This window comes from Aminobacter sp. MET-1 (genome assembly GCF_026521175.1).
Lineage (GTDB): Bacteria > Pseudomonadota > Alphaproteobacteria > Rhizobiales > Rhizobiaceae > Aminobacter.
In genome coordinates this window covers 16,316-42,511 of record NZ_JAMSHL010000022.1, presented here as the reverse complement: position 1 = coordinate 42,511, position 26,196 = coordinate 16,316, and the positions used below count along the sequence as shown (strand labels likewise).

The 26,196-nt window shown below is 63.1% G+C and carries 25 protein-coding genes; 15 read left to right on the top strand and 10 right to left on the bottom strand.

Annotation, left to right across the window (positions count from 1 at the left end; genetic code table 11):
* Positions 1–29 precede the first annotated feature (29 nt).
* The 4 genes from NDO48_RS23975 to NDO48_RS23960 are packed head-to-tail and all read left to right on the top strand — an operon-like array spanning position 30 to position 3,777.
* Entirely contained in the window at positions 30–1,037 is a 1,008-nt protein-coding gene (locus NDO48_RS23975; RefSeq protein ID WP_267322508.1) for an ABC transporter permease, read from the top strand.
* Complete coding sequence (locus NDO48_RS23970) at positions 1,034–1,930, top strand: ABC transporter permease (protein ID WP_267322507.1); 897 nt, start codon at positions 1,034–1,036, stop codon at positions 1,928–1,930. The genes NDO48_RS23975 and NDO48_RS23970 overlap by 4 nt, the downstream gene beginning before the upstream one ends.
* Before the next feature lies 1 nt (position 1,931).
* Positions 1,932–2,969, top strand: a complete 1,038-nt coding sequence (locus NDO48_RS23965) for an ABC transporter ATP-binding protein (RefSeq protein ID WP_267322506.1) — start codon at positions 1,932–1,934, stop codon at positions 2,967–2,969.
* Positions 2,962–3,777, top strand: a complete 816-nt coding sequence (locus NDO48_RS23960) for an ATP-binding cassette domain-containing protein (RefSeq protein WP_267322505.1) — start codon at positions 2,962–2,964, stop codon at positions 3,775–3,777. Before NDO48_RS23965 ends, NDO48_RS23960 begins: the two co-directional genes overlap by 8 nt.
* Positions 3,778–4,146: 369 nt before the next feature.
* On the opposite strand, the gene NDO48_RS23955 is transcribed toward NDO48_RS23960, so the two are convergent.
* On the bottom strand, positions 4,147–5,103 hold the full coding sequence (locus NDO48_RS23955) for a LysR family transcriptional regulator (RefSeq protein ID WP_267322504.1): 957 nt from the start codon (positions 5,101–5,103) through the stop codon (positions 4,147–4,149).
* 181 nt (positions 5,104–5,284) lie between these two features.
* On the opposite strand from NDO48_RS23955, the gene NDO48_RS23950 reads away from it, so the two are divergent.
* The 10 genes from NDO48_RS23950 to NDO48_RS23905 all read left to right on the top strand — a co-directional run bounded on the left by NDO48_RS23950 (position 5,285) and on the right by NDO48_RS23905 (position 14,959).
* Complete coding sequence (locus tag NDO48_RS23950; RefSeq protein ID WP_267322503.1) at positions 5,285–6,322, top strand: ABC transporter substrate-binding protein; 1,038 nt, start codon at positions 5,285–5,287, stop codon at positions 6,320–6,322.
* 32 nt (positions 6,323–6,354) lie between these two features.
* Positions 6,355–7,125 (top strand): ABC transporter ATP-binding protein, encoded by a 771-nt coding sequence (locus tag NDO48_RS23945; RefSeq protein ID WP_267322502.1) that lies wholly within the window; start codon positions 6,355–6,357, stop codon positions 7,123–7,125.
* Positions 7,125–7,964 (top strand): ABC transporter permease, encoded by an 840-nt coding sequence (locus NDO48_RS23940; RefSeq protein WP_018431174.1) that lies wholly within the window; start codon positions 7,125–7,127, stop codon positions 7,962–7,964. The genes NDO48_RS23945 and NDO48_RS23940 overlap by 1 nt, the downstream gene beginning before the upstream one ends.
* A 41-nt stretch (positions 7,965–8,005) precedes the next feature.
* Positions 8,006–9,358 carry an FAD-dependent oxidoreductase gene (locus NDO48_RS23935; protein ID WP_267322501.1) on the top strand — a complete coding sequence of 451 codons (1,353 nt, stop codon included), beginning with the start codon at positions 8,006–8,008 and terminating at the stop codon, positions 9,356–9,358.
* Between the two features lie 20 nt (positions 9,359–9,378).
* Positions 9,379–10,572 carry a CaiB/BaiF CoA transferase family protein gene (locus NDO48_RS23930; RefSeq protein ID WP_267322500.1) on the top strand — a complete coding sequence of 398 codons (1,194 nt, stop codon included), beginning with the start codon at positions 9,379–9,381 and terminating at the stop codon, positions 10,570–10,572.
* A 68-nt stretch (positions 10,573–10,640) separates the two neighbouring features.
* Complete coding sequence (locus NDO48_RS23925) at positions 10,641–11,417, top strand: enoyl-CoA hydratase-related protein (RefSeq protein ID WP_267322499.1); 777 nt, start codon at positions 10,641–10,643, stop codon at positions 11,415–11,417.
* 7 nt (positions 11,418–11,424) lie between these two features.
* The gene (locus NDO48_RS23920) at positions 11,425–11,757 is read left to right on the top strand and encodes a 4Fe-4S dicluster domain-containing protein (RefSeq protein WP_267322498.1); all 333 of its coding nucleotides are present in this window, start codon (positions 11,425–11,427) and stop codon (positions 11,755–11,757) included.
* Between the two features lie 12 nt (positions 11,758–11,769).
* Positions 11,770–13,227: an aldehyde dehydrogenase family protein gene (locus tag NDO48_RS23915; protein ID WP_267322497.1), complete on the top strand. Its 1,458-nt coding sequence runs from the start codon at positions 11,770–11,772 to the stop codon at positions 13,225–13,227.
* 9 nt (positions 13,228–13,236) lie between these two features.
* Complete coding sequence (locus NDO48_RS23910) at positions 13,237–14,172, top strand: dihydrodipicolinate synthase family protein (protein ID WP_267322496.1); 936 nt, start codon at positions 13,237–13,239, stop codon at positions 14,170–14,172.
* Position 14,173: 1 nt separating this feature from the next.
* Positions 14,174–14,959 (top strand): SDR family oxidoreductase, encoded by a 786-nt coding sequence (locus NDO48_RS23905; protein WP_267322495.1) that lies wholly within the window; start codon positions 14,174–14,176, stop codon positions 14,957–14,959.
* A 321-nt stretch (positions 14,960–15,280) separates the two neighbouring features.
* Here the strand turns inward: NDO48_RS23905 and NDO48_RS23900 are convergent, their stop codons facing one another.
* The 9 genes from NDO48_RS23900 to NDO48_RS23860 all read right to left on the bottom strand — a co-directional run bounded on the left by NDO48_RS23900 (position 15,281) and on the right by NDO48_RS23860 (position 24,559).
* On the bottom strand, positions 15,281–16,267 hold the full coding sequence (locus tag NDO48_RS23900) for a Gfo/Idh/MocA family protein (RefSeq protein WP_267322494.1): 987 nt from the start codon (positions 16,265–16,267) through the stop codon (positions 15,281–15,283).
* On the bottom strand, positions 16,264–17,235 hold the full coding sequence (locus tag NDO48_RS23895) for a Gfo/Idh/MocA family protein (RefSeq protein WP_267322493.1): 972 nt from the start codon (positions 17,233–17,235) through the stop codon (positions 16,264–16,266). Before NDO48_RS23895 ends, NDO48_RS23900 begins: the two co-directional genes overlap by 4 nt.
* A gap of 67 nt (positions 17,236–17,302) precedes the next feature.
* The gene (locus tag NDO48_RS23890) at positions 17,303–18,256 is read right to left on the bottom strand and encodes an ABC transporter ATP-binding protein (protein ID WP_267322492.1); all 954 of its coding nucleotides are present in this window, start codon (positions 18,254–18,256) and stop codon (positions 17,303–17,305) included.
* Positions 18,253–19,269, bottom strand: coding sequence for an ABC transporter ATP-binding protein (locus NDO48_RS23885; protein ID WP_267322491.1), 1,017 nt, complete (start codon positions 19,267–19,269; stop codon positions 18,253–18,255). Before NDO48_RS23885 ends, NDO48_RS23890 begins: the two co-directional genes overlap by 4 nt.
* Before the next feature lie 8 nt (positions 19,270–19,277).
* Positions 19,278–20,195: a dihydrodipicolinate synthase family protein gene (locus NDO48_RS23880; RefSeq protein WP_267322490.1), complete on the bottom strand. Its 918-nt coding sequence runs from the start codon at positions 20,193–20,195 to the stop codon at positions 19,278–19,280.
* A gap of 21 nt (positions 20,196–20,216) precedes the next feature.
* Complete coding sequence (locus tag NDO48_RS23875) at positions 20,217–21,125, bottom strand: ABC transporter permease (RefSeq protein ID WP_416377218.1); 909 nt, start codon at positions 21,123–21,125, stop codon at positions 20,217–20,219.
* A complete protein-coding gene (locus NDO48_RS23870; RefSeq protein WP_267322488.1) occupies positions 21,091–22,050 on the bottom strand; it encodes an ABC transporter permease in 960 nt (319 codons plus the stop codon). The genes NDO48_RS23875 and NDO48_RS23870 overlap by 35 nt, the downstream gene beginning before the upstream one ends.
* Positions 22,051–22,244: 194 nt before the next feature.
* Positions 22,245–23,831, bottom strand: a complete 1,587-nt coding sequence (locus NDO48_RS23865) for an ABC transporter substrate-binding protein (RefSeq protein ID WP_267322487.1) — start codon at positions 23,829–23,831, stop codon at positions 22,245–22,247.
* On the bottom strand, positions 23,828–24,559 hold the full coding sequence (locus tag NDO48_RS23860; RefSeq protein ID WP_018431158.1) for a FadR/GntR family transcriptional regulator: 732 nt from the start codon (positions 24,557–24,559) through the stop codon (positions 23,828–23,830). The genes NDO48_RS23865 and NDO48_RS23860 overlap by 4 nt, the downstream gene beginning before the upstream one ends.
* Before the next feature lie 360 nt (positions 24,560–24,919).
* On the opposite strand from NDO48_RS23860, the gene NDO48_RS23855 reads away from it, so the two are divergent.
* Positions 24,920–26,104 (top strand): N-acetylneuraminate epimerase, encoded by a 1,185-nt coding sequence (locus NDO48_RS23855; RefSeq protein WP_416377219.1) that lies wholly within the window; start codon positions 24,920–24,922, stop codon positions 26,102–26,104.
* The last annotated feature ends 92 nt before the right edge of the window (positions 26,105–26,196 follow it).

Sequence of the window (26,196 nt, the reverse complement as noted above, 5' to 3'; positions counted from 1 at the left end):
GCCAAATCTCCAACGGGAGGATATGGGCAATGCTGCGTTTCATTCTGCGTCGGCTCCTGCTGCTCGTGCCAGTCATTGTCGGGCTGACGATCATCATGTTCGCCATCGCCCGTCTTTTGCCGGGCGATCCGGTAGCGCTCGCAGCAGGTCCCAATGCCACGAAAGCCGAGATCTCGGCACTCGCCGTCGAATACGGCCTGGATAAGCCGATCTGGGTGCAATACGGCACCTATGTCTCCGGACTGGTCCATGGCGACCTCGGTACGTCGCTGCTGACGCGCCGCCCCGTCGCCGCCGATATCAAGGCCTACCTCCCTGCAACTCTCGAACTCGTCTTCGCGGCGATGTTCATCGCCGTTGTCGTAGGCATCCCGCTCGGCCTCGTCACCGCCATCTGGCGCAACCGCTGGCCCGACTACCTAGCCCAGGTGGCGGCCATCGGCGCGATTTCCATGCCGCGCTTCTTCCTCGGCCTGCTGCTGCAGCTCTGTTTTGCGATGTGGTTGATGTGGCTGCCGTTGGGCGGCCGCCTGCCGATCATCGTCATCCCGCCGCGCTTCGTCACCGGCTTCCTGACCATCGATTCCTTGATCGCCGGCAACTGGAACGCGTTCTTCATGTCGCTGCGCCATCTCGCTCTTCCGGCGATCGCCATGTCGTTGTCGCCGCTTGCCACCATCATGCGCATGATGCGCGCCTCGACGATCGAGGTGATGCAGCAGGATTATGTGATGACGGCGCGCGCCCTTGGCCTGCCCCAGCGCAAGATCATCACCAAGTACGTTGCCCGCAACGCCGTCTCGGCCACGCTGACCGTGATCGGTCTCTATTTCGGCTGGCTGCTCGGCGGCACGGTGCTGGTCGAGACCGTGTTCGATTGGCCGGGCCTCGGCCTCTACGCCACCAAGGCCATCGTCTCGCAGGACATGATGCCGGTGATCGGCGTCGCCCTGGTCATTGGCCTGCTCTTCGTCTTCGCCAACCTGATCATCGACCTGCTTTACGGCGTCATCAACCCCAAGGTCCGCTATTCATGACCACGATCGAGCCCAACACCGCGGACGATCTCGCCACGCCCCGCCGTGACCGGCTGCGCCGGGCCTTCTTCCGCTTTTCGCAGAGCAGGCTGTCGATGCTGGGTGCGGCTATCGTCGCCGTGGTGATCTTCTTCACCGCCTTTGGCACCGTGCTCGCCCCGTATCCCGAGCACGTGGCCGGCGGCGTCGATACCGCCTCTCGCTTCATGCCGCCATCGGCGGCTCACCCCTTCGGCACCAACGAACTCGGCCAGGACGTGCTGTCGCTTGTCATGGCCGGCACCACGGTATCGGTGCTCGCGGGCTTCGGCGTCGTGCTCATCGGCTCGGTGATCGGCACGCTGGTCGGCGCCATCGCCGGTTTTGCCAAGGGCTGGGTCGACGAGGTGCTGATGCGCCTGACCGACCTGACGCTGACCATTCCCGGCCTGATCCTCGCCATGGCGATCGCCGCAGCCCTCGGCTCGGGTTTCGGCAACATGGTAATCGCCATTGCCCTGTCATGGTGGCCTGGCTATGCGAGGCTGGTGCGCGGCGAGGTGCTCGCTGCGCGCGAGGAAGTCTATGTCACGGCCGCCCGCGCGCTCGGCGCCACGCCCAAGCGCATCCTGTTTCGCCACATTCTGCCCAACGTCGTCTCGCCGATCATCGTCAAGATGTCGCTCGACATGGGCTTCGCCATCCTGACCGTCGCCGGCCTCGGCTTCATCGGCATCGGCGTCCGTCCGCCGACGCCGGAATGGGGCACGCTGCTGTCTGTCTCGCGCTCCTACATGCCCGATTACTGGTGGACGGCGATGGCGCCCGGCATGGCGATGTTCCTGGCCGTGTTCGGCTTCAACCTGCTCGGCGATGGCCTGCGCGACATCCTCGACCCGAAGGCGAGGCGCTGAGATGACCCAGCCTCTCCTTTCGATCCGCGACCTGCACCTCAGGATGTCCAGCTTCGACGGGCGGGCGCACGTGCTGAACGGCATAAACCTCACCGTGAACCGTGGCGAGATCTGGGGTCTCGTCGGTGAGAGCGGCTGCGGCAAGTCGCTGACTGGGCTGTCGGTCTCGCGTCTGCAGCCGACGCCTCCGGCGCACTACACCGCCGGCGAGATCCTGCTCGAGGGCCAGGACCTGCTCAAGCTCAGTGCGTCCGAGATGCAGCGCCTGCGCGGCAAGCGCATCGGCATGATCTTCCAGGACCCGACGACGAACCTCAACCCGGCCTTCCGCATCGGCGAGCAGCTCGTCGACGTAGCGCTGGCGGCGGCCGAGCGCGATCCTGACGTGATTGGCTGTTCGCCCAATGCCGGCCGGCGCGAACGCCGCCAGGCCGCGCGTAAACTGGCCGGCGAGATGCTGGCCCGCATCGGCATCCCCAACGCACTGGCTCGTCTCGACGACTATCCGCACCAGTTTTCCGGCGGCATGCGCCAACGCGTGCTGATCGCCATGGCGCTGATTGGCCGCCCCGACCTGCTGATCGCCGACGAGCCGACAACGGCGCTCGACGTCTCGGTCCAGGCGCAGATTCTCGAGCTCATCAAGAACAGCGTCAAAGATTTCGACATGGGTGTCGTGCTGATCACCCACAATCTCGGCGTGGTCGCCCAGACATGCAGCCATGTCGCGGTCATGTATGCCGGCAACATTGTCGAAAGCGGGCCGGTCGCAGCTGTCATCGGCAATCCTGTCCATCCCTACACACGCGCCTTGATGTCGGCGATCCCGACACGCGAGACCAAGCGCGGCGAGCTTCGCGGACTGGCGGGCGCGGTGCCCAACCTGATCACGCCGCCGCCGGGCTGCCGTTTTGCGCCGCGCTGCCAGTTCGCCCAACCTGCCTGCACCGCAGCGACGCCGCCGGCCATATCGGTCGGAAACGATCATTTGGCAGCCTGCATCCGCATGGCCGAGATGGAGACGCTTGTCCATGGCTGACATCATGCTTGAGATCGACAACGTCTCGAAGATCTATCCCGGCCGTCGGGGCATCTTCGGCTCGTCGGCAGAGGTCCATGCGCTGAAGAACGTGTCGCTCAGCGTTCGCAAGGGCGAGAGCTTCGGCCTCGTCGGCGAGAGCGGCTCAGGCAAGACGACGCTGACCCGCTCTATCCTGCATCTTGAAACCCCGACCTCAGGCAGCATCCGTGTGCAGGGCCAGGATCTGGGCAAGCTTTCCGACGCCGAACTGCGTCGCCTGCGCTCCCGTGTCCAGATCGTCTTCCAGGACCCCTACGCCTCGCTCAACCCTCGCATGTCGGTCTACGACATCATCACTGAACCTCTCGTCATCCACCACGAGACGCTCGGGCTGAGCAACCGGCAGCGCAGCGACCGCGCCGCCGAACTTCTGTCGTTCGTCGGGATGGGCCCACAGCACCTGCACCGCTACCCGCACGAATTCTCCGGCGGCCAACGCCAGCGTATCTGCATCGCCCGCGCCCTTGCTTCAGGCCCTGAGTTGTTGCTCCTTGACGAGCCCACCTCGGCGCTCGATGTCTCGGTGCAGGCGCAGGTGCTCAACCTCCTGTGCGACCTGCAGGATCGGCTCGGCCTGACCTACTTCTTCATCAGCCACGACCTTGCCGTCGTCCGCTACCTCTGCGACCGCGTGGCGCTGATCAACCGCGGCGAAATCGTCGAACAAGGCGATTGCGCCCACATCTTCGACGCCCCGAAAAGCGACTATGCCCGCATGCTGATCGGCGCGATGCCGGAGGTGAAGGTACCAGCCGAGCCCATCTAGACCAGCCAATGCCGATTTGACCGACTCGGCCACCAATGAATGGAAACTTTGGCGCCAACCTTGATTTCAGCTGGGATGGCTACGTTTGGGGTGCCGATAGCGTAGGCATGAGCCGTATGAGGCCCCATCTCTCAATGGATATCGAGAAGGCGTTGGTGTTCCGCTTCGGACTGCATTGTCGCACCGGATGAAACCGACACTGGCGGCGATTTGAAGCCGACTGGAGAGATCGTTCCGGGTTGTGAGATCGATGTTCACGTCCCTATTCTCGGCCGGAGATGCTGCACTTCAGGCAGTTTCGGATTAACATTGTGCTCCGGTTGCTACGCCAAGCTGCATGGAACATCTGAAGGCCTAAACTAGAAAGATTCAGCGGTCGCGATTTTGCGTATCGACCTGGCTTGTCGTCGGCATTGCCACCGACGGCAGAAGTGCACGCACTTCCGCAAACTTCGCCTTGATATGCTGGACTGTGACCGCCACCTCCGGCGCCAGTTTTCGATCGGCATTCACATAGAGTGACAGGCTGCTGGTAACGTAGCCTGGAATGTCCAGCGGGACGAAGATCAATTCGCCCGATGCCAGTTCCTTGGCAACGCCGACGGATGCGAAAAAACCGACGCCCAGGCCGCGTCTCGCTGCTTCGCGCGCGAGCGGCCAGGACGAGGAGACGATGCGGGGCTGGTACTCGGCGCCCGTCTCCTGGAATTCGACGTCCGAGTGTCTCTGGATCCACATGTCCTGGACCATCAGCACGGGATGCTCGGCGCATTGCGTGAGCGTGAGCGTCTTTTCCCGGGCAAGGGGATGATTTGGCGTCACCACCACCCCGACCCGCACGTCGAGCTGGTCGAGCAGCTCGAACTGCCTGTACCGCCTGTCGAACGGCAGGAGTGCGATGTCGGGATGGCCGAGCTGCATCTGTTCGGCTTTGTTGACCACATTGGCATCGGTGACATTGAAGCGAACGCGCGGATGCTCCTCGACGAGGGTCTCGATCGCGCCCAGAAGCACGCTGATGATCAACGGAGGCGTGGCCAGCACACGAACCTCGCCGGCAATCTGGCCCGTAAGTGCGGTCAATTCGCCTGCCGTGTTGCGCCAGTCAGACAACGTGCGTCTGGTGTGTCTCAAAAACACGTGGCCAGCGGCGGTCAGACGCATTCCAGTGGGCAGGCGCTCGAACAGCTTGCAGCCGAGCTCGGCCTCGAGATTGAGGATCTGACGTGTGATGGCAGACGGCGCCACGTGCAGGACCTCGGAGGCGACCCGGATCGAACCGTTTTCGGCAACTTGCTCGAAATAGCGCAATACGGCTGCGTGCATCACATCCTCGCAACGGTCTGGGCGGATCAGAAACTCGCTGAAATCGAGGGTAGGAGGGCGTTGCCGACTTAGCAACGGGGGGCTCGAACATTTGAACTTTTTGCGATGCCCTTATTCGACTAGCGTTCTCATCGGGAACAACGGTCACCATCAATCGATGAGTGAATGGAGGAAAGTAGTTATGCAGGACAATCTCCGCATAAGCCGGCGGACCATGCTCAAAATCTCGGCCGCAGCGACGGTGGCGCTGGCAGCCCCCGCAATCGTGCCCCATCGCGCCAGGGCAGCGGGAACGCGCCAGGTCAATGTCCAGCTCGGATGGCTGGTCAACAGCCAGCATATCGGCGACGTTGTCGCTCGCGAACTCGGCTACCAGGAAGAAGAGGGCAATGTCGTAGAGATTTCCGCTGGCGGACCCAACATCGATCCGGTGCCGCTTGTCGCCTCCGGCCAGTACGATATCGGCCAGCAATCCTCGAGCCCGCAGATCATGCTGGCCGCCTCCAAGGGCATTCCGATCCAGTGCTTTGCGGTGGCGTTGCAGATTCATCCCTTTGCGTATTTCTCCCTCAAGAGCGCGCCCATCAGCACGCCCCAGGACATGGTCGGAAAGCGCGTGGGCGTACAGCCCGCCGGCGGCGCGGTCCTTTTGAGCGCGTTGCTTCGCAAGAACGGCGTCGATGAATCCAAGGTCGAGGTGATCACCATCGGCTCCGATGCCAAGCCGCTTCTGTCAGGGCAGGTTGATGCGATCGCCGGCTGGCGTTCAAATGTCGGCCAGCGTGAACTCCTGGGCGACGACGCCATCGAATTGCCCTTGTGGGACAATGGCGTGCGCCTTCTGCCCTTGCCCTACTTCGCCGCCTCCGAGAAACTCAAATCCGATCACGAGGCCTTCGAAGCCTATGTGCGCGCAGCGGGGCGCGGCTGGAAATACGCCTTCGACAATCCGGAGAAGGCGGTCGAGATCCTGATCAAGGCCTATCCGAACCTCAAATACGAAAACGAGATCAAGGCCGTCGGCCTCCTGCGCCAGTTCGCCGTGAGCGAATTGTCGGCAAGCAACGGCTGGGGCGCGTTCGATCCGTCGATCTGGAGCGACCAGATCGCAATGTTCGACGACCTCAAGCAGTTCAGTTCCAGCGCGCCGAAGGTCGAGGCCGTCATGACGACCGCCATCCTCGATGCCACGCAAGGCAAGCGTGCGAGGATTGCCTGATGTTGCATTCGGTCCCCGCAAGCGCGAGCTCGATGCCCGCCGCGGCTGCCTCGAAGCCGGCCGTGAAACTGAGCAATGTCAGCGTCAATTTCGGACCAGTGCTCGCCCTCGAAAATGTCAGCTTCGATGTTGCGGAGGGCGACTTCCTGACGCTGCTGGGGCCATCAGGATGTGGCAAGTCCACCTTGCTGCGCGTTGTCTCGGATCTGATCAGCCCCTCCCAGGGGGTGGTCGAGATCCTGGGCGGAACGGCGGAGGAGGCGCGCAAGCGTCGCGATATCGGTTTCGTCTTTCAGGACTCCGCTCTTTTGCCGTGGCGCACCGCGCTCGACAACGTGCGGCTGCCGCTTGAAATCGGCAATGCAGGTGCACAGGCCAATCGCCGCGATCCAATGGAGTTGCTCGAGCTCGTGGGGCTCGCCGACAGGTGCGATGCATTGCCGGGGCAGCTTTCCGGAGGCATGCGTCAAAGGGTTTCGATCGCAAGGGCGCTGGTGAACCAGCCGAAACTGCTTCTGATGGACGAGCCATTCGGCGCGCTAGACGAAATCACGCGCGATCACCTCAACGAGGCCCTCTTGCGCGTCTGGGAAACGACGGGCGTGACGATCATGTTCGTCACGCATTCCATCTACGAGGCAGCCTTTCTCAGCCAGAAGGTGCTGCTGCTGCAGGCCCGTCCGGGTCGGACCAAAGACACCATCGACATACCGCTGCCGCGGCCCCGCACTTCGGCAACCAAGGATCTGCCGGTATTCGTGGAAACCTCGATACGCCTGCGCAAAGCTCTGGAGTCCTGCTGATGCTCTCTTCCCCAGCCGATGCCGTCGCATCAGCCAACAGCATGACCCGTTCTGCCCTGACCATGCGGAGGCCGGGCTTCCTGGACCGCAACAAGGGGGTCGTCCTGCCGCTCCTGGTCTTTGCGGGCGCACTGCTTCTCTGGGAGTGGGCAGTGCGTTTCTTCGAGGTGAAAGCGTTCATCGCGCCTGCGCCTTCGACGGTCATGGGCACGCTCGTCTCGGAATTTCCGATGCTCATGCAGAACCTCGGCGTGACGGCCTTCGAGTCCATCGTGGGTTTTGTCATCGGCAACGTCTTTGCCTGTCTGATTGCGGTGGCATTTGTCTACCGCCGCTGGATCGACCAGGCCTTCTTTCCGCTGATCGTGGTCATCAACACCATCCCCCTGGTCGCCAAGGCGCCGATCCTGGTGCTCCTGCTCGGCAACGGCTTCGTGCCGAAGATCATCATCGTTGCGACGATCTGCTTCTTTCCGACACTGGTGAACATGACGCGCGGCCTGCGCGACGTGTCCGAGCAGCATCTCGAATTGATGAAGATCCTCTCTGCCTCAGAGCGCGAGGTTTTCGTTAAGCTGCGCTTCTACGGTGCGCTGCCCTACCTGTTTTCGGCGCTCAAGATCACGGCCTCGAGCGCTGTGGTTGGCGCGATCATCGGCGAGTGGATCGGGGCCACAACCGGTATCGGCGCGCTCATCATCCAGGCAACCTATCAGTACGACTCGGCAATGCTCTATGCGACAATCATTGTGGCGTCCGCCTTCTCGGCGATCTTCTTCGGGCTGGTCGCCTGGCTTGAAAAACACATGCTGAAGTGGCGTTTCGACGGCACTAACTAGCTGATATTATACACGAAAATCTGAATCTGGAGGAATATGCAATGTCCATTGCACGGGATCATATTGTCGAAAATCAGGGCCATGTCCCCGTCGTCGCACATGCCGACGTCGTGGTTGTCGGCGGTGGGCCGGCTGGCATTAGTGCCGCAGTAGCCGCCTCGCGAAACGGCGCCAAGGTCATCCTGCTCGAACGCTACCCTTACTTGGGCGGCCTGGCATCGGGCGGCATGGTGCTCGTCCTCGACGACATGTCCGACGGCAAGAACCAGACGGTTCGGGGCATCTGCTCCGAGATAATCGAGCGCATGGAGAAGATGGGGCTCTGCGTCGTTCCGCCGGTGGCCGAGCACGGCTCCAGCCCCGAGCTCTATCGCAAATGGGGCCGCTGGGGCGTCTACCACCTGCATTCCAAGAAGAAGCCGCCGGAGATCTGCCCGGCGGCCGCCTTCGACCCCGATGCCTTCAAGCGCGCCTCCAACGACATCGTTACGGATGCCGGCGTGCATCTGCGCACCCACTCGTGGTTTTCGAAGACCATCGTCGAAGACGGGCGTGCGGTCGGCGTCATCTGCGAAACCAAGGAAGGCCGCCAGGCCATCATGGGATCGATCATCATCGATGCCTCGGGCGATCTCGACGTCGCGGCCTCCGCGGGCAGCGCCTTCACCGCCGGCGCCTTCATTCTCACGACGGTGTTCCGCCTTGGCGGTATCGACACCGACGAGGCCGAACGCTTCGAACATGAAGCGCCCGAGGAATTCCAGAAGATCGATCGGGAGGTGAAGCGCATCCTCGGCGGCAGCTGGGAGAAGTGGTGGCTGAAGACGCCGTTGCCCGGCGTGATCTGGTGCAATTGTCCACATATGGCCGGCTTTGACGGCCTGAAGGTCGACGATATGACCAGGGCCGACATCGAAGGCCGTCGCCGCATGCATGACGCGATGGACTATGCCAAGGCCCATCTGCCCGGCTTCGCCAACGCCTATTTCATCGACGTGGCGCCACAGCTCGGCGTGCGCCAGACGCGCCTGCTGCAGGGCCAGTATGTGGTCACCAAGCAGGACGTGCTCGAGCGCCGGTATTTCAACGATACCGTCGCCCGCGGACGCGACTACTACTATCCCTATCGCTCGTTCCTGCCGAAGGACGTCAACAACCTGCTCGTCGCCGGGCGCCATTATTCGTCCTCGTCCGACGCACAGAAGATTTCCCGCGAGATCCCGCCTTGCATGGCCATGGGCGAGGCCGTCGGCGTGGCTGCAGCCGTCGCCCTGAACGCCGGCGTGGATGTGGCCGACGTCGACATCGCCAAGGTTCGCGCCCTGCTGCGCAGCCAGGGCGCCGACCCCGGTGACGCACCGACGGAGGCCCAGACCGCCGAGATGGCGCTTTGATCACAGCTGGAGGCAAGCACATGGACAAACAGAAAATGCCCCAGCCGTTGGAAGGCGTGCGCATCATCGACTTCACCCAGGTCATGTTCGGTCCCTGCGGCACGCTGGTGCTGGCGGACTATGGCGCCGACGTCATCAAGATCGAGAAGCCCGGCTTCGGCGACCTCATCAGGCATTCGTTCAAGGAGGATCCGGACGGTATCGAGAACGCTGTCTACCGTTCGGTCAATCGCAACAAACGCTCGATGGAGGTCGATGTCCGAAGTGAAGAAGGGCGCCAGATCATCTACGATCTGGTCAAGACCGCCGACATTGTCGTCGACAATTTCCGGGCAGGCGTGATCGAACGTCTCGGTTTCGGCTATGACGTCCTGTCCGAAATCAATCCGCGCATCATCTGCGCCTCGGGTACCGGTTTCGGCGCCACCGGCCCGCTCGCGTACAAGGGCGGGCAGGACATTCTGCTTCAGGCGCTGTCGGGCGTGATGGCGCGAAAGCCAAACGCCGATGCGCCACCGGCCATCTTTGCCACCGCCCTTTGCGACTACACCGCAGGCATGCATCTCGCCCAGGCGATCATGCTGGCGCTTCTCCAGCGCCAGAAGACCGGCCTTGGACAGAAGGTCTCGGTGGCCATGTTCGATTCCATGCTGGCGATGCAGATGCAGGAGGTAGCCGTCTGGTTCAAGGACGGTCGCGAGCTCAACTGGGGGGACCGCCCACTGAGCGGCGTCTTTCCAACGACCGACGGCGCCATCGTCATCGTCGGTGCCTTCAAGGAAAATCCGCTGCAGCTCATCTGCAGGGCGCTCGGCGTGGCCGACCTGTCGCAGGAGGCGAAATACGCCGACATCAACGGTCAGATCGCCCACAAGCCGGAACTGCAGCACCTGTTCCGCACGACCATAGCCACCAACACGACCGCCTATTGGCTCGGACGCTTCGACGAGCAGGATATTCTCTGCGCGCCTGTCCTGGATCTTGGCGCAGCGCTCGATCATCCACAGACTTCGGTCAACGCCAGGCTCGTGGCCACCCAGAACGGCGAACGCTATTTCGGCTCGCCTCTTGGAATGCAGGAGGGCGCGTTCCGTCTGCGTCACGACCCTCCGCGCCTTGGCGAACACACCCAGGAAATCCTGGCCGAGCTGGAAACGCGTTCACGACAGCCAGCTGATACGGCTGGAGAACTTCGCACGGCAAAGCGCGCCTGAGGCGCGCCAACGCACAACGCAACAGCGCCCGCGGCCCTTGGCTTCGGGTTCGAAGGTGAAATGACAAGATGACAGTCCTCTACGAATTGAAGGACCATGTGGCGCGCGTCACCATCGACCGCCCCGAAGTGATGAATGCGGTCGACGCCGAATCCCAGGCCGCGCTGACCCGTATCTGGAGCCGGATCGAGGCCGATCCGGACGTGCGTTGCGTGGTGCTCACCGGAAGCGGCGAACGCGCCTTCAGCGCCGGCGCCGACATGAAGAGCGGCTCGGAGAAGCGGGGGCTCGACTACTGGGCATCGATGCTCGGCGGAGGCTTCGGCGGTATCTCGACGCGCACCACGCTCAATGTTCCCGTCATTGCACGTGTTAACGGCCTGGCGCTCGGCGGCGGATTCGAGATGGTGCTCGGCTGCGATATCGTGATTGCCTCGAACACGGCGTCCTTCGGGCTTCCCGAGCCGCGCTTCGGGCGGCTGGCGCTCGCCGGCGGCATCACCCAGCTGTCGCAGCGCATACCCAGGGCGATCGCCATGGGTATGCTGTTGACCGGGGCGCGTATCGACGCAGCGGAGGCTCATCGCGTCGGCCTCGTCAACGAGATCGTCGAAGCCGCACAGCTCGATGCCGCAGTCGACCGCTGGGTATCAGACATTCTTGCCTGCGCCCCCTTGTCGCTCAAAGCGGTCAAGGAGATGGTCCGCGCGGTCGAGCAATATGGCGCGTACGACGCCAGTGGCATGCGCCTGCCAGCCCTGATGACGGCACTCGGCAGCAGCGACCAGCATGAAGGCGTCACGGCCTTCCGCGAGAAGCGCGCCCCTGTCTGGCAGGGCAGGTAGGTGGACGATGCCTTATGTGGTCACCACTGCCTGCATCGACGTCAAGGATGGCGCCTGCCAGGTGAGTTGTCCCGTTGACTGCATCTATGAGGGTGGGGCGATGATGTACATCCAGCCTGAGGAGTGCATCAACTGCGGGCTTTGCGTCTCGGTCTGTCCGGTCAAGGCGATCTTTGCCGAAGTCGACCTGCCTGACGATCTCAAGCCTTTCGAGGAGGTCAACGCCGCCTTCTTCGGCGATCAGGTCACCGGCTGGGGCTCACCAGGCGGTGTTTCGATGGCGCCCAACAGCACGGCCGATCACCCATACGTTCTCAATCTGCGCAATCGCCTTTCATAGGAACGACGAACCATGAGCCTTTCCGGGTCACAGACGATCTACGGCAATTTAATCGACGGCGAATGGTCGACCGGCGGTGAACTGGCCGAAGACATCAATCCTTCCGACACGCGCGACGTCGTTGGCCGCAGCGCGCGGGCGAGCCGCCAGGATGCCGACCATGCGATCGCTTCCGCACGACAGGCCTTCGCCGGGTGGTCTCATTCGGGGCTTCAGCAGCGCCATGATCTGCTCAAGCAGATTGGCGACGAGATCCTTGCTCGCAAGGACGAGATCGGGCGTCTGCTTTCACGCGAGGAGGGAAAAACGCTCGCCGAGGGCGTCGGCGAGACGGCGCGGGCTGGGCAGGTATTCCTGTTCTTCGCCCAGGAGGTGCTGCGCCTTGCCGGCGAAAAACTCGGCTCTGTTCGCCCAGCCATCGATATTGAGATCACGCGCGAACCGGTGGGTGTCATCGGCGTCATCACGCCATGGAACTTCCCGATTGCCTTGCCGTCCTGGAAGATCGCCGCCGCACTTGCCTATGGCAATACAGTTGTCTGGAAGCCGGCCGATCTCGTGCCGGCTACGGCCAATGCGCTTGCGTCGATCATCAAACGCGCCGGCTGCCCGAAAGGCGTGTTTAATCTCGTCAACGGCCGCGGATCGGTGGTGGGGGAGGCGATACTCGCCAACCCCGATGTCGCAGCAGTCACCTTCACCGGATCGGTGCAGACTGGCTCGCGGGTCGCAGCTGCCTGTGTGTCTTCGTTCAAGAAGATGCAGCTTGAAATGGGCGGTAAGAACCCGCTTATCGTGCTCGACGACGCCGATCTCGAGGTTGCAGTCGAATGCGCCGCCAATGGCGCCTTCTTCTCCACGGGCCAGCGCTGCACCGCATCCTCCCGCCTGATCGTGACCGAAGCCATCCACGACCGGTTCGTCGCGGCGCTGGTCGCACGCATGAGATCGCTCTCGGTGGGTGACGCCCTGGATCCGGCAAGCCATATCGGTCCCGTCGTCGACGACAACCAGCTTCGACAGAACCTGGGATATGTCGATATCGGCCGCACCGACGGCGCCAAGCTGGCGGAGGGCGGGGAGCTCCTCGATGCCGGCAAACCCGGCCACTACATGCGCCCTGCGCTGTTTACGGAAGCGGATAACTCCATGCGGATCGCCCGCGAGGAGATATTCGGGCCGGTTGCGTGCGTGATCCGGGCAAGGGATTACGAGGAAGCGCTCGCGATCGCCAATGACACGGCGTTCGGGCTGTCGGCGGGCATCTGCACCACCAGTCTCAAGCATGCCAGTCATTTCCGGCGCAATGCGGAGGCAGGCATCGTCATGGTCAACCTGCCCACCGCCGGCATCGATTTCCACGTCCCGTTCGGGGGACGGAAAGGCTCGAGCTACGGCCCACGCGAACAAGGCCGCTACGCGGCCGAATTCTACACCACGGTGAAGACCGCCTACGTGATGGCCGTTTGAGGAGGGGACATGTCGGGTACTTTGAACGAAAAGGCCAGAGGCGTGTTCGCCATCTGCGTCACGCCATTCACCGACCGCGAGGCGGTGGATCTCGACAGCACGCGCTCGATGGTCGATTTCTACATCGACAAGGGCTGCACCGGCCTCACATTGCTGGGCATCATGGGCGAGGCGCCCAAGCTGACGGCCGAGGAATCCCGGAGCTTTGTCAAAACGGCTATCGAGGCGACGATGGGCCGCGCACCTATTGTCGTCGGTGTCTCAAGCAGCGGGCTTGCCTCGCTCGCAGAGCTTGCCAACGACGTTATGTCTCTTGGCGCAGCCGGCGTCATGGTCGCCCCGCCAGGACATCTGCGTTCCGACGATCAGATCTTCAGCTATTACGAATCCGTCGCCGAGACGCTCGGGTCCTCCATACCATTCGTGCTGCAGGACTATCCGCTTGTGACCGGCGTGCAGATCCCTGTTCAGGTCATAACCCGTATCATCGAGGCCCTTCCCACCTGCGTCATGGTCAAGCACGAGGATTGGCCTGGTCTCAACAAGATCAGCGCTCTGCGCAAACGCGAGGCGGAGAACGGCCTGAGGCGGGTTTCGGTTCTGGTCGGCAATGGTGGCTTGTTCCTGCCGGACGAGATGACGCGTGGCGCCGACGGGGCAATGACAGGCTTTGCCTATCCGGAGATGATGGTAGATGTCGTCTCAGCACACGCCCGGGGCGATATCGCGCGAGCTCACGACATCTTCGATGCCTATCTGCCTCTGGCCCGCTACGAGCAGCAGCCCGGCATAGGCCTCGCCGTGCGTAAGCACGTCCTGGCGCAACGTGGCGCAATCACCTCTGCAACCATGCGCAAACCACGACAGCTGCTCAACGCGCTCGATATCAAGGACATCACCTTCCTGATCGGGCGGCAGACAAGTTATCTCGAAAGGATCGGCTGACATGGACCTCGGATTATCCGGCAAGCGCGCCCTTGTCCTTGGCGCGAGCCGCGGACTGGGCGCAGCCATCGCACGATCGCTCGCGATGGAAGGCGTGCGTGTTTATGCAGCGGCGCGCAATGTGGAGCGGATTGCCGAATGGACGGAGGCCCTGCCTCGGGGGTTTGGAGCCTTGATCGAACCTGTTCATTTGGACCTTGCGGACATTGCCTCGGTGGATGCATTGGCGCAACGAATCCATGCCGCCGGCGGCGTCGACATCGTCGTCAACAACAGCGGGGGGCCGGCGCCCGCCAGCGCCGAGGAGGCGCCGCGCGCCGATTGGGTCGCCCAGTTCGAAGCGATGGCTGCGAACGTCATTCATCTCACCCAGGCGTTGTTACCGTCAATGAAGAAGCGCGAGTGGGGGCGTATCATCACGGTGGCGTCGTCCGGCGTTGCACAGCCCATTGCCAATCTGGCGATCTCCAACGGCGTACGGGCAGCGCTGGTCGGTTGGTCGAAAACCCTGGCCGGCGAGGTGGCGAAGCATGGCGTCACCGTGAACGTCGTTGCGCCGGGCAGGATTGCTACGGAGCGTGTCGCCTCCCTCGACGCCAACGCCGCCCAAAGGACCGGGGCAAGCGTCGACGAGGTGGCCCGCCAATCCGCGGCCAGCATTCCGGCCGGCAGATACGGGAGGCCGGAAGAATTTGCCGATGTTGTCGCGTTTCTCGCCAGCGAAAAAGCGTCCTATGTGACAGGTTCGCTCATAAGGATAGATGGCGGAATGATACGGTCAATTTGACAGGCAACCCGTGCTGCATGCCCATGTTTGGCAAGGCAGCCGGTCGAGCAATAACTGTCTGCGACACGGCGAAAAGAACGAAAACGCGCGCGAGAAGACGGGCGTCTCACGCGCGTATTCAGAAAAACGGAACCAGGGAGGGGCTCCGGTCTTCCCGGCCGCGGCCAAGCATCAGTTTATCAGGTGTTGGGAACTCGGGTTCCTGCCCACCACACTGCTTGTTGCGCACAAGCCTCAGGCATTCGTGGCCGCGTCATGTGAGCTGGCCTATAAATGCCATTTGTCTGCCCCGTTTGGCCATCCTGCACTCTTTGCAGGATGCTACTCCACCACCATTTCCCGACGCTCGCGCGATGCCTTGAAGGCCGCTTCGATACAAGCGACGACATGCATGCCGTCCTCGGCGGTGACGGGCGGGTTGGTGCTATCGCGAACTGCAGAGAGAAAAGCCTGCCACTGACGGACGAGCGCACGACCTGCGACATCCTGTTCGATGGAGTTGTCGACCGGCTGCCATTTCAACCCTCGCCCAAGTGTCACGCCCTTGAAGAAGTCTACCGCCAGCACGCCACGGTCGAACACAAGCTCGTCGCCCGAGATGAAGGCACCATCGGCGTAGCCGATGCTGGCGACCTGACCAGCGGCTTCCTCACCGAACCGAAGCAACAGCAGCGCCACGTCGTCTGCCTTTTGCTCGTGGAAAGACGTGGCCGTGATGGCGCTCACATGGGAAGCACGGCGGCCGGCGAAGGCGAGCAGCCTGTCGAGCGCATGGATGCCAGCCGTGAACAGCATGCCGCCACCTGTTGCCGGATCGAGGTGCCAGTTGCGGCGGTTGCCCTCCATCCAGAGCTTGATCATGCGGCTCGAGCCGTAACGCATCTCTCCGAAACCGCCGTCATCGATAAGCCGCCGCGCAGCGAGATACGGCAAGGTGAAGCGCATGGTGTGACCCGGCATTAGCACGACGTCGGCCGCCTTCGCCGCATCGATGATTTGCCGGCATTCGGCCACCGTTGGCGCCATCGGCTTTTCGATCATGATGTGCTTGCCGGCCGCAGCACAGGCGATGGCGACGTCGGTGTGCAGATGATGTGGCAGTGCCACCACTACGGCGTCCACGTCTGGATCGGCCAGCAGCTCGCGATAGTCGAGATAACCCTTGCCGCCGAACTCCGTCGTGAAGTCTGCAAGACCAGCCGCGTCGTTGCGGCACGAGGCGACGAGGCGCGCCCCCTTGATCTCATGCATCGCGCGAGCGTGTGCCGTACCGAAATGGCCAGCGCCGATGATGCCGATCCCGATCATGTCGAGGCTCCTTGTAGTGCGTAGCATTGGTCGATGATGGCCATGGCTCGCCTGCTGTCGGCGAGCGACACTGCAGGAGGCAGGCCTTCGGCAAGCCGTCGAAGCGTGTCGGTCATGACGTCGTCATAGCGGCGGGCCGTCGGCGTGACCGGCAGGTCCAGTTGCCGCTCATCATCGAGCGTCGCCAGCGTCAACCTGTCGCCGAAATCGCTGAGTGTGGCGTTCCTGGACGACACCCGCCATTCGAAGATGCCACGCTTCATCGAGGCGAAGGTATAGCCGGCTTCGATCAATCCCAACATGCCGTCTGCGGCGCGCAACACAACAGCAGCATAGTCCTCGACTTCGGTGTCGTGAATCGGTCTTCCGAAGGAGGCGCTGATGACCTCGATATTCTGCCCGCCTGAGAGCATCAGGAAGGCGTTTACCCCATGAATGCCGAGATTCCTCAGGGCTCCACCGCCGCCAATTTTGGGCTCCAGCACCCATGAGACATCGTCATCGACGTAGCGCTGGGGCGGGCCGTTGATGAGGCGGAAATGCGAGTGCGAGATGGGCCCCAATCGGCCGCTCACGTCCAGGTCGTGCAACGCCGCCATCATGCCGATGCCGTGCGGCAATGCCATGGCCGCGAACGTGCCTTTGCGCTCGGTAGCCTCGATCAGTACATCGGAGGCGGCGGCTGAAATACCGACAGGCTTTTCTATGAGCACTGGCAGCCCCGATTCGATCGCCGCGAGCCCCCGTTCAGCGATCTCGAAGGGCCGTCCCATGACCACTGCGAGATCGACGTTTTGGAGCGCCTTTTCTAGGCTCGACGCAACGACGCCACCGAATTTACCGACGAAGCTCTCGGCTGCTCCAGGCGTTGAATCCCAGGCAGAAGCCGACACTGCGCCCGCCGCCAACGCCGCCTCCCCATGCATCGTCGCATGCCAGTGGCTGACGCCGAGGAACGCTATTTTCATGTCGGGTCCATTTGCTCGAAGGTACGTGGATGCAGTTCTTGGAAATCAGGGTCTGAGAATATGCCGTTCACAGGTCGTCGCGGATGCACGCCTTGAAGTGTCCAGGCCTGACCTCGCGAAGTTCGGGGACGATGCCGGCGCAGGCATCGAGCGCACTGGGGCAACGGGTGCGGAAGACGCAGCCGCTGGGCGGATTGGCCGGGCTCGGGATATCGCCCTTGAGACTCTGGCGCTCTTTCCTGGTGTCGGGATCGGGCGAGGGAATCGCCGACATCAGCGCACGTGTATAGGGATGCTCCGGCCGGGCGTAGAGATCCTCGCTGGTGGCGATCTCCATGATGCGGCCGAGATAGAGCACGATCACTCGGTCGCAGATGTATTCGACGACAGCGAGGTCGTGGGAGATGAACAGCATGGTCAGCCCGAGCTGCTGCTGCAGGTCGCGCAACAGGTTGACCACCTGCGCCTGGATTGACACGTCGAGCGCCGAGACGGGTTCGTCGGCGACGATGAATTCAGGCGCAAGCGTCAGCGCCCGGGCAATGCCGATGCGCTGACGTTGGCCGCCTGAGAACTCGTGGGCGTAGCGGTTGATGGCATCGGGCGGCAGTTCGACCTGCTCCAGCGCCTTCTTCGCCCGCTCCAGACGCTCTGCCTTGGTGCCGATGCCTTGGATATCGAGCCCCTCGGTCAGGATCTCGCCGATGGTCATGCGCGGCGACAGCGAGGCGTATGGGTCTTGGAAAATGTACTGCATGCGCGGCCGCCTGCGCCGCATCTCGCTATGCGACAGCCTGGTGATGTCGGTGCCGTCGAACGTCACCTCACCGGAAGTAGGATCGATCAGCCGAAGTACAGAGCGGCCGATCGTGGTCTTGCCGCTGCCGGACTCGCCGACCAGCCCGACCACCTCGCCCCTGGCGACGTCGAAAGAGATGTTTTCTAGGATCTTCAGCGTCGCACCGCGCGTCTGGTAGTGCTTTGCGAGGCCACGGACCGAAAGAAGCGGGGCTGGGGTCATCGGGCGATCTCCTGCCAGCGGATGCAACGGCTGCCGTGGCCGGCTGCGACGCTGGCGAGTTCGGGAATGGTGGTGCGGCATGCGTCGACGGCGAAGCTGCAGCGCGGCGCGAAGGCGCAGCCGGATGGCATGTTGGCGAGGCTCGGCACCATGCCGGGAATGGCATTAAGCTTTTCGCCGGCGCGTTTCATGGCGGTGGCAGCACCAAGCCGAGGCATCGAGTTGAGCAGGCCAATCGTGTAGGGGTGGCGCGGCTTGCGGAAGACCTCGGCCACCGGGCCGAATTCGACGATGCGGCCGGCATACATGACCGCGACGCGATGTGCGATCTCGGCAACGACGCCGAGATTGTGGGTGACGAACAGCATACCCATGCCGCGCTCGCGCTGCAGTCCCTGCATCAGCTCGAGGATCTGCGCCTGGATGGTGACGTCGAGCGCCGTCGTCGGCTCGTCGGCGATCAGCAGCGTCGGGTCGCAGGCGAGCGCCATGGCGATGGTGGCGCGCTGGCGCATGCCGCCAGACATTTCGTGCGGATACTGGCCGGCGCGGCGGCGCGCATCGGGGATCCCGACTTTGTCGAGCAGGGCGACGGCAGCTTCGAGCGCCTCGCGCTTGCCCGTGCCGCGATGGACGCGCAGCGATTCCGATATCTGGTCACCCACTGTGTAGACGGGATTGAGGCTGGTCATCGGCTCCTGGAACACCATGCCGATGTCGTTGCCGCGGATACGCCGCATCTCTTCTTCTGTAAGGACGGCAAGGTCGCGGACCTTGCCGTCCTTGCCACGGAACAGCATCTGGCCCGCGTCGATCGCGCCGATCTTGCGGGCGAGCAGCCGCATGACCGACAGGCTGGTGACCGACTTGCCCGAACCCGATTCCCCGACAAGCGCCACAGTCTCGCCCGGACGCACGACCAGGTCGATGCCGTTGACGGCAGCGATCTCCCGCCCACGTACCCGGAAAACGGTCCTCAGGCCCTTGATTTCGAGGATGGGTTCGGTGCTCATCGGCGACCTCAGTTGAGCAGGCCGACCGAGCGCAGGATCTCGTCGATCTTGCGCGCCTCGGTGTCGTTGAGCGGAGCGCGCGGGCGGGCCATGACGTTGGTCGAGATGACGCCCAAGCTGCGCATCGCTGTCTTGAAGCCGCCGACGCCTGATGCACCGCCGCTGACGCGACCGGCGGCGACCCAGACGATCTCGAACAGCCGGCAGAGCCGCTCTTGCTCCTTGCGCGCGGCGTCCCAGTCGCCTTTCTGGGCGTGGTTCCAGAGACGGACGTAGCCTGCTGGGTCGACATTGGCGAGGCCAGGAACGACGCCGTGGGCGCCCATCTGCAACGCGTTGTCGACGACGATTTCCGAACCGGTCATGAGGAACACGTCCTTGTTGCCGGCGAGATCGCTCAGCGCGTAGCGGAAGTTGCCATCGTCGCCGGAGGAGTCCTTGAGGCCGATGATCGTGCCTTCCTTGGCTAGCGTCACCACCGTCTTGCGGGCGAGCTTGGTGTTGACGCAAACCGGGATGTCGTAGGCGATCAGCGGAAGGTCGACGGCGTCGCGGATCATGCGGAAGTGGTCGAGCGTTTCGGTCTGGTTGGTGATGGTGTAAAAGGGTGCTGTGACGACGACGGCGTCGGCACCGACGTCCTTTGCGGTGCGGGCGTGGCGGATGACGCGGTCGGTTGTCGGGTCGATGACACCGGCGATCACGGGCACGCGGCCATTGGCGACCTTGACCGTGTGTTCGAGGATCTTGCGACGCTCGGCATCGTCATAAAACACCACTTCGCTTGTCGATCCGAGCGGGAACAGGCCGTGGCAGCCATTGTCGATGAGATATTCGAGGACCCGCGTATAGGAGGCGTAGTCGACGGAAAAATCGTCGTTGAGCGGGGTGACGACGGGAGGAACGACACCGAAGAACTTGGACATTTTTAGCTTCTCTTCCAGGGGTTAGTTGAGTTCGGCGCGGGGGTCGAAGGCATCTCTCAGACCGTCGCCGATGAAGTTGATGGCAAGCACGACAAGGACCAGCGCCCCGCCCGGGAACAGCCATTGCCAGGGGAATTGTTCGAGCACCGCCGTCGAGCGCGCGGCGTTCAGCATGTTGCCCCAGCTTGCGGCTGGTGGTGGCACGCCCAGGCCGAGGAAGGACAGGCCGGCCTCGAGCAGGATGGCGTTGGCGACCTGCAGCGTGGCGTAGACGACGAGGATGTCGATCGAATTGGGCAGGCCGTGGCGGAACAGCAGGTGGCCGAGGCCAGCACCCATGCCGCGCGAGGCCATGACGAACTCGCGTTCGCGCAGCTCCAGAAGCCGGGCGCGGATCATGCGCGACAGCACCGGCCAGGACAGCAGCGCGATGACCACGACGGTCGACCAGATGCCCGAACCGACGATCGAGGCGAGCACGAGCAGGAAGATGACCGGTGGCAGTGTCATTGCGAGGTCGACGGAGCGCATAGCAAGCGCATCGGCCCAGCGGCCGCCAAAGGCCGAGATGGCGCCGACTAGGAAACCGATCGCAGTCGACATGACGACCGAGGAGACCGCCACCAGCAGCGAGATGCTGCCGCCCTCGAGCGTGCGGGCCAATACATCGCGCCCGACGCCATCGCTGCCGAACCAATGCTTAAAGGACGGGGCGCCATTCATCGCCAGGAGGTCGATGTCGTTGGGCTTGTAAGGCAGCCACAGCGGATAGGTGAGCACGGCAACCAGCATGGGCAAGAGCAGTGCCACGCCGAAAAGTGCTGCCCGGTTCTGGGTGAAGCGGTTGTAGGCGCGGGCCATCGGGCCGGTCGAGGACAGGGTCAGCAAACTCATGTCAGGCCACCTCGATGCGCGGGTCGATGACGGCATAGGCAAGGTCGGTCAGGATGTTGACCACGATGACGCAGGCGCCGATGACCAGCGTCGCCCCCATGATGACGGGATAGTCGCGGGTCTCGACAGCGCTGATCAAAAGCAGGCCCATGCCCGGCCAGTTGAACACGCTCTCGATGAAGATCGCGCCGCCGACGGCGAGGCCGATCGTCGAGCCGATCAGCGTGACGACGGGCAGAAGCGCATTGCGCAGCGCATGTTTGGTCACCACCCAGAACTCCTTAACGCCCTTGGCGCGGGCGGTGCGGACATAGTCCTGGTTCAGCACCTCGAGCATCGAGGCGCGCATGTAGCGCATGATCAGCGCGGCATGGCCGATGGACAGAACGCAGGCCGGCAGGATCAGGTGGTGCAGAAGGTCGCCGACCGAAAAATCGCTGGCCGGCGTCAGCATGCCGCCGGACGGCGCCCATTTCAGCCGGACCGAAAACAGGTACAGGCCGAGGAAGGCGGTCAGGAAGGCCGGGCTCGAAATGCCGAGCAGCGCCAGCACCGAAAAGGAGTAGTCGGACAAGGAGTTGCGGCGCACGGCGCTGACGATGCCGGACGCGATGCCTATGATGATCGCGATCGCCAGGCCCGCCCCCATCAACAGGAGCGTCGGGCCGATGCGCGAGACGATGAGGCCTGAAACGGTCTCGTTGAAGCGCTGCAGCGAGTGGCCGAGATTGCCCTGCACGGTCTGCGACAGCCAGGCGAGATATTGCACCGGCAGCGGCCGGTCGAGGCCGAGCCGGGCGCGAAGCGCGTCCATCGCCTCCTTCGACATGGCAACGTTGGGGTCGATATAGGCGTCAATCGGATCGCCCGGCGTCAGCTGCAGCAGCACGAAGATCAGCACTGTCAGTGCGAGCAGCATGCCGAGCCCGATCAACAGGCGATTGAGGCAATAGCGGAGCATTGGGGCTCTCTGTCGAACGGATAGCGAGGCCAGCGGCGGCAAGTATCCAGCAAGAAACGGGCATCCAGCAACAAACGGGCTCCAGCAAGAAGCCGGCTTCCCCGGGGAAACAAGCGTCCGGCAGGAAACAGGCGTCCGGAGAAAATTGGGGGACGACCACTGGGATGGCCGCCCCCCCCGAGGGAGGAGTTGGCCTATTCGGCGATCGACCACTTTTCCGGGTGGGCCTGGTAGGGGCCACCGGCAGGCGCCGGAGTCCAGACGAAGTCCTTGAGCTTGCTCGAGGCCACGCCGTAACGGTTGGCGACCCACATCGTGCCCCAGGGCAGGTTGGCGTTGGTCGCCTTGCAGACGTCCTGGTAGCGGGCGTCGCGCTTGGCGGCGTCCGTCTCGGCAAGGGCGGCGTCGAGTGCTGTGGTCACCTCGGGCATGCGGATGCGCATCAGATTGGCGCCGGCCGGCGGGATCTGCTTTTCGTTGAGGCCGATATTGATGTTCGAGGCATCAGGCCCGTTCTGCAGGCCGGCATAGATCAGCGGGAAGTCGCCTGCATTGCCCGACTGCTGGTAGACGACCGAATTGTAGGTCGGCGTGTCGACGGCGCGCGGCACGATGTTGATGCCGACCTGGGCGAGCATCGCCTGCATGGCGGCCAGCACGTTGGTGGCCAGCGGCGAGGTGTAATAGGTCAGGATGGTGATCGGCTTGTCGCCGTTGATCTTGTCCCAGCCGGCCTCGGCGAGCAGCTGCTTGGCCTTTTCGGGATCATAGGCGTAGGGGTCGATACCCTGGGGCACCAGCCGGTCGGCGACATAGACGCAGTTGGCCGGTTTTGCGGCGCCGCCATAGAGGCTCTGGATGATGGCGTCGCGGTTGATGGCATGCATGAAGGCCTGGCGGACCTTGAGGTCTTTCCACAAAGGCACTTCCTGATTGAAGCCGACATAGTTGACGACATAGGAGTCGCCCTCGATGACGGTGAAGGCGTTGTCGCCGGTGAAGGTCGAAACGTCGTTGGAATCGACATAGGTGAACTGGATCTCGCCCGCGCGGAGCGCTGCGATGGCCGCCGCCGGATTGGCGAAATAGCGGTTGATCAGTTTTTCGGCCGCCGGCTTGCCGCCGTGGTAGTCGGGATTGGCGGCGAGCTCGACATACTGGTCGGCGACATATTTGGTGAACTTGAACGGTCCTGTGCCCAAAGGCGAGGTCGACCACCAGGCATTCTTGGCGATCTGTTCGGCCGGGATCGAAGCGAGCGCGTGCTCAGGCAGCATCATCAGCTTGGTTAGCGTGTCGAGCATGCTCGGCGTGGCCGTGCTCAGCTTGACGATCACGGTGCGGTCGTCGGGGGTCTCGACGGCGTCGATTGCTCCGAGGCGGGCGGCGAACACGGAGCCTGCCTTGTCGTTCTTGGCAAGCTCGATGGTGAACTTCACGTCCTTCGAGGTAAACGGCTTGCCGTCGTGCCATTTGGTGTCGACGAGCTTGAAGGTGTAGGCCTTCTGGTCGGCGCTGACCTCATAGCTTTCGGCCAGCGCGCCGATGACGTTGGCGAGCTTGTCGTCATAGATCACCAGTGGCTCGAAATAGGTGACGAGCCAGGTGAAGCCGCCGGTGGCGGCCAACGGGTTAAAGTTGCCCTGGAAGCCGCCGGGGCCGACATCGAAGCCGCCCGAGATGGTTGCCCCCTGGGCAAAGGCCGGCGCGGCCGTCGTGGCAGCACCTGCGAAGAGCGCCGCCGACAAGGCAAGCGCCGAGATCATCGTCCTGTAGTTCATGTACTCCTCCCGTTTGACTGATTTGTCTTGTTGTCGGCGATCACGCGATTGATGCCCGCATAATGGTTGTCGAGCCGGTCCCGGGCGGCGGCGAGGTCGCCGGCCTCGACCGCGTCGACGATTGCCGCGTGGTCGCGCCAAGTCTGGACAGGGTCGGCATTGTCGAGGTTGACGAAGTCGGAGGCCTTGTAGAAGGCCAGCCAGAACACCTCGATCAGGCGCGACAGCACCTCGTTGTCCTGGCAGCGGAACAACAGATAGTGGAAGTGGCGGTCCTCTTCGGGGAAGCTCTCGCCGCGTTCGGCCAGCGCCTTCATCTTGTCGAGCGTCTCGCGCAGCTCGGCGATGTCGTGCTTGCCGATCAGCGCCAGTGTCCTGTCGATGAGGCCGACCTCGAGCGTGCGGCGGATGGTGATGACCTCCTCGATCTGCTTCAGCGCGTCACCGAGCCCGTAGGCCAGGTTCTCGAGCAAAGGCTCGAATGAGAATGCCTTGACGAAGACGCCGATACCGCGCCGTGATTCCACCACACCGAGCGATTCCAGCGCCTTGATGCCCTCGCGCACCGAGTTGCGACTGACGCCGAGCTGGTTGGCGAGCTCGCCTTCCGGCGGCAGCGGCGCACCGGCCGCGAGGCCGTTGTCGTCGATATAGGCACGCAGGCTTTCCTGCACAGACACATGCAAAAGCGGCGCGCGCTTCAGGGGCTTGATCGATTTCAGGCTCATCTTCGTCTCCGGTTGCCTGTGGGCGTTCCGAAAAACAGCTATGAAGGGAGTACCTACCCACTTGTAGGATATCTGTCAACGGGATATTGGAATGCCCACTTGTTGCTTATTTCCATCAGAGGGATAGCGCACATGCCTGGACGACCGAAGCGCATTCGCCGCCGCGTGCCGGCCATCGTGCTGTCGTCCACAGCTCTGCGAACCGGATGCCGTCTGACCGTTCGGCCTCATCGGGTCGAAAGCCGAGCTCGCCTGCAGCCGGCGACGGGGCGCTACTCATTTACCGAAGTCGGTGCGTTCGACGCCGACCGTGCCCTCTCGCGCGCTGCCTCGACCACCGTCACCCCTGCACGCAACACAATGGAGAGGAGTGCCTGCATGTCCCGAAACCCTATGTCGAAAGTCCTGATCATGACCGCTGCCGCAACTTTCCTGTCCTCGGGGACGGCCATGGCCGCTGACGCCTGGCCGGACCTGCCCGTCGGCATCAAGAACGGCGTCGCCGTGCGCGTCGGCGATACGGCTTACGTCGGCCTCGGTTCTGCCGGCACCGACTTCTACGCGCTTGATCTCACCAATCCCGCCTCGGGCTGGGCCAAGCGCGCCGCTTTTGCCGGCCCGGCGACCAATGGCGCGGCTGCGGCCGTCTCGGGCGGCAGGGTTTTCATCTTCTCCGGCAACGGCAAGGCAAGTGCGGACGCAAAGTCGCCTGTCATCTTCGACACGGTCTATTCCTATGACACGACCGCCGACGTCTGGGCCAAGGTCGAAACGGTAACGCCTGTCGGCCTGTCGGGCGCCAGGGCGCTGTCGCTGAAGGACGGCCGCATCGCCATCGTTGGCGGCTACAACAAGGAATTGTTCGACAGATATCTCGCCGACGTCGCCGCCACCGACAAGGACAAAAACCCGGAAGGTTACAAGAAGCTGGTCGACGGCTACATGGGAATGAAGCCCACGGACTATCGCTGGAACACCAAGGTGCTGTCCTACGATCCCGGGGCGAACAGCTGGAGCAGCCTTGGCGACAACCCATTCCTGCCCAACTGCGACCCCGCCGTGGTGGCGCTTGGCGGCGATGCCTTCACCGTCATCAGCGGCGAGATCAAGCCCGGCTTGCGTACGCCCGAGGTCAAGCAGGTCAAGGTCGATGGCCATTCTGCCTCATGGCAGAAGCTGGCCGACCTACCCAGGCCAGTTGCCAACAGCCGCCAGGAAGGCGTTGCTGGCGCTTTCGCTGGCAAGGCCGACGGTGTCGTTCTCATCGCCGGCGGCGCCAATTTTGTCGGCGCCCAGGCAAACGCCGATGCGGGCAAGTGGTTCGCCCATGAAGGGCTCAAGAAGGGCTGGCGCGACGAGATCTACGCCTTCGACGGCAAGGCCTGGCAGGAGGTCGGCAAGCTGCCGACGGGGCTCGGCTATGGCGCTTCGTTCTCGGTACCCGGAGGCATGCTCGTTGTCGGCGGCGAAGACAGTGAAGCCAAGGCGCGTAACGAGGTGTTCCTCATAAAATGGGACGGCAGGGCGCTCTCGATCGAGAACTGACCATAGTTCTGGAGCGCGCAAAATGGCGGCTCGCCTCGCTGTTGCAGTTGCAGCAGTCGCGACTCGAACCGCTCGCCGAGTCCAGATGAACT

Coding starts and splice junctions, on each gene's coding strand:
- NDO48_RS23975 (WP_267322508.1), top strand. CDS start 30: ATGCTGCGTTTCATTCTGCGTCGGCTCCTGCTGCTCGTGCCAGTCATT.
- NDO48_RS23970 (WP_267322507.1), top strand. CDS start 1,034: ATGACCACGATCGAGCCCAACACCGCGGACGATCTCGCCACGCCCCGC.
- NDO48_RS23965 (WP_267322506.1), top strand. CDS start 1,932: ATGACCCAGCCTCTCCTTTCGATCCGCGACCTGCACCTCAGGATGTCC.
- NDO48_RS23960 (WP_267322505.1), top strand. CDS start 2,962: ATGGCTGACATCATGCTTGAGATCGACAACGTCTCGAAGATCTATCCC.
- NDO48_RS23955 (WP_267322504.1), bottom strand. CDS start 5,103: ATGCACGCAGCCGTATTGCGCTATTTCGAGCAAGTTGCCGAAAACGGT.
- NDO48_RS23950 (WP_267322503.1), top strand. CDS start 5,285: ATGCAGGACAATCTCCGCATAAGCCGGCGGACCATGCTCAAAATCTCG.
- NDO48_RS23945 (WP_267322502.1), top strand. CDS start 6,355: ATGCCCGCCGCGGCTGCCTCGAAGCCGGCCGTGAAACTGAGCAATGTC.
- NDO48_RS23940 (WP_018431174.1), top strand. CDS start 7,125: ATGCTCTCTTCCCCAGCCGATGCCGTCGCATCAGCCAACAGCATGACC.
- NDO48_RS23935 (WP_267322501.1), top strand. CDS start 8,006: ATGTCCATTGCACGGGATCATATTGTCGAAAATCAGGGCCATGTCCCC.
- NDO48_RS23930 (WP_267322500.1), top strand. CDS start 9,379: ATGGACAAACAGAAAATGCCCCAGCCGTTGGAAGGCGTGCGCATCATC.
- NDO48_RS23925 (WP_267322499.1), top strand. CDS start 10,641: ATGACAGTCCTCTACGAATTGAAGGACCATGTGGCGCGCGTCACCATC.
- NDO48_RS23920 (WP_267322498.1), top strand. CDS start 11,425: ATGCCTTATGTGGTCACCACTGCCTGCATCGACGTCAAGGATGGCGCC.
- NDO48_RS23915 (WP_267322497.1), top strand. CDS start 11,770: ATGAGCCTTTCCGGGTCACAGACGATCTACGGCAATTTAATCGACGGC.
- NDO48_RS23910 (WP_267322496.1), top strand. CDS start 13,237: ATGTCGGGTACTTTGAACGAAAAGGCCAGAGGCGTGTTCGCCATCTGC.
- NDO48_RS23905 (WP_267322495.1), top strand. CDS start 14,174: ATGGACCTCGGATTATCCGGCAAGCGCGCCCTTGTCCTTGGCGCGAGC.
- NDO48_RS23900 (WP_267322494.1), bottom strand. CDS start 16,267: ATGATCGGGATCGGCATCATCGGCGCTGGCCATTTCGGTACGGCACAC.
- NDO48_RS23895 (WP_267322493.1), bottom strand. CDS start 17,235: ATGAAAATAGCGTTCCTCGGCGTCAGCCACTGGCATGCGACGATGCAT.
- NDO48_RS23890 (WP_267322492.1), bottom strand. CDS start 18,256: ATGACCCCAGCCCCGCTTCTTTCGGTCCGTGGCCTCGCAAAGCACTAC.
- NDO48_RS23885 (WP_267322491.1), bottom strand. CDS start 19,269: ATGAGCACCGAACCCATCCTCGAAATCAAGGGCCTGAGGACCGTTTTC.
- NDO48_RS23880 (WP_267322490.1), bottom strand. CDS start 20,195: ATGTCCAAGTTCTTCGGTGTCGTTCCTCCCGTCGTCACCCCGCTCAAC.
- NDO48_RS23875 (WP_416377218.1), bottom strand. CDS start 21,125: ATGCCGTCATCGACCCGCGCATCGAGGTGGCCTGACATGAGTTTGCTG.
- NDO48_RS23870 (WP_267322488.1), bottom strand. CDS start 22,050: ATGCTCCGCTATTGCCTCAATCGCCTGTTGATCGGGCTCGGCATGCTG.
- NDO48_RS23865 (WP_267322487.1), bottom strand. CDS start 23,831: ATGAACTACAGGACGATGATCTCGGCGCTTGCCTTGTCGGCGGCGCTC.
- NDO48_RS23860 (WP_018431158.1), bottom strand. CDS start 24,559: ATGAGCCTGAAATCGATCAAGCCCCTGAAGCGCGCGCCGCTTTTGCAT.
- NDO48_RS23855 (WP_416377219.1), top strand. CDS start 24,920: ATGGAGAGGAGTGCCTGCATGTCCCGAAACCCTATGTCGAAAGTCCTG.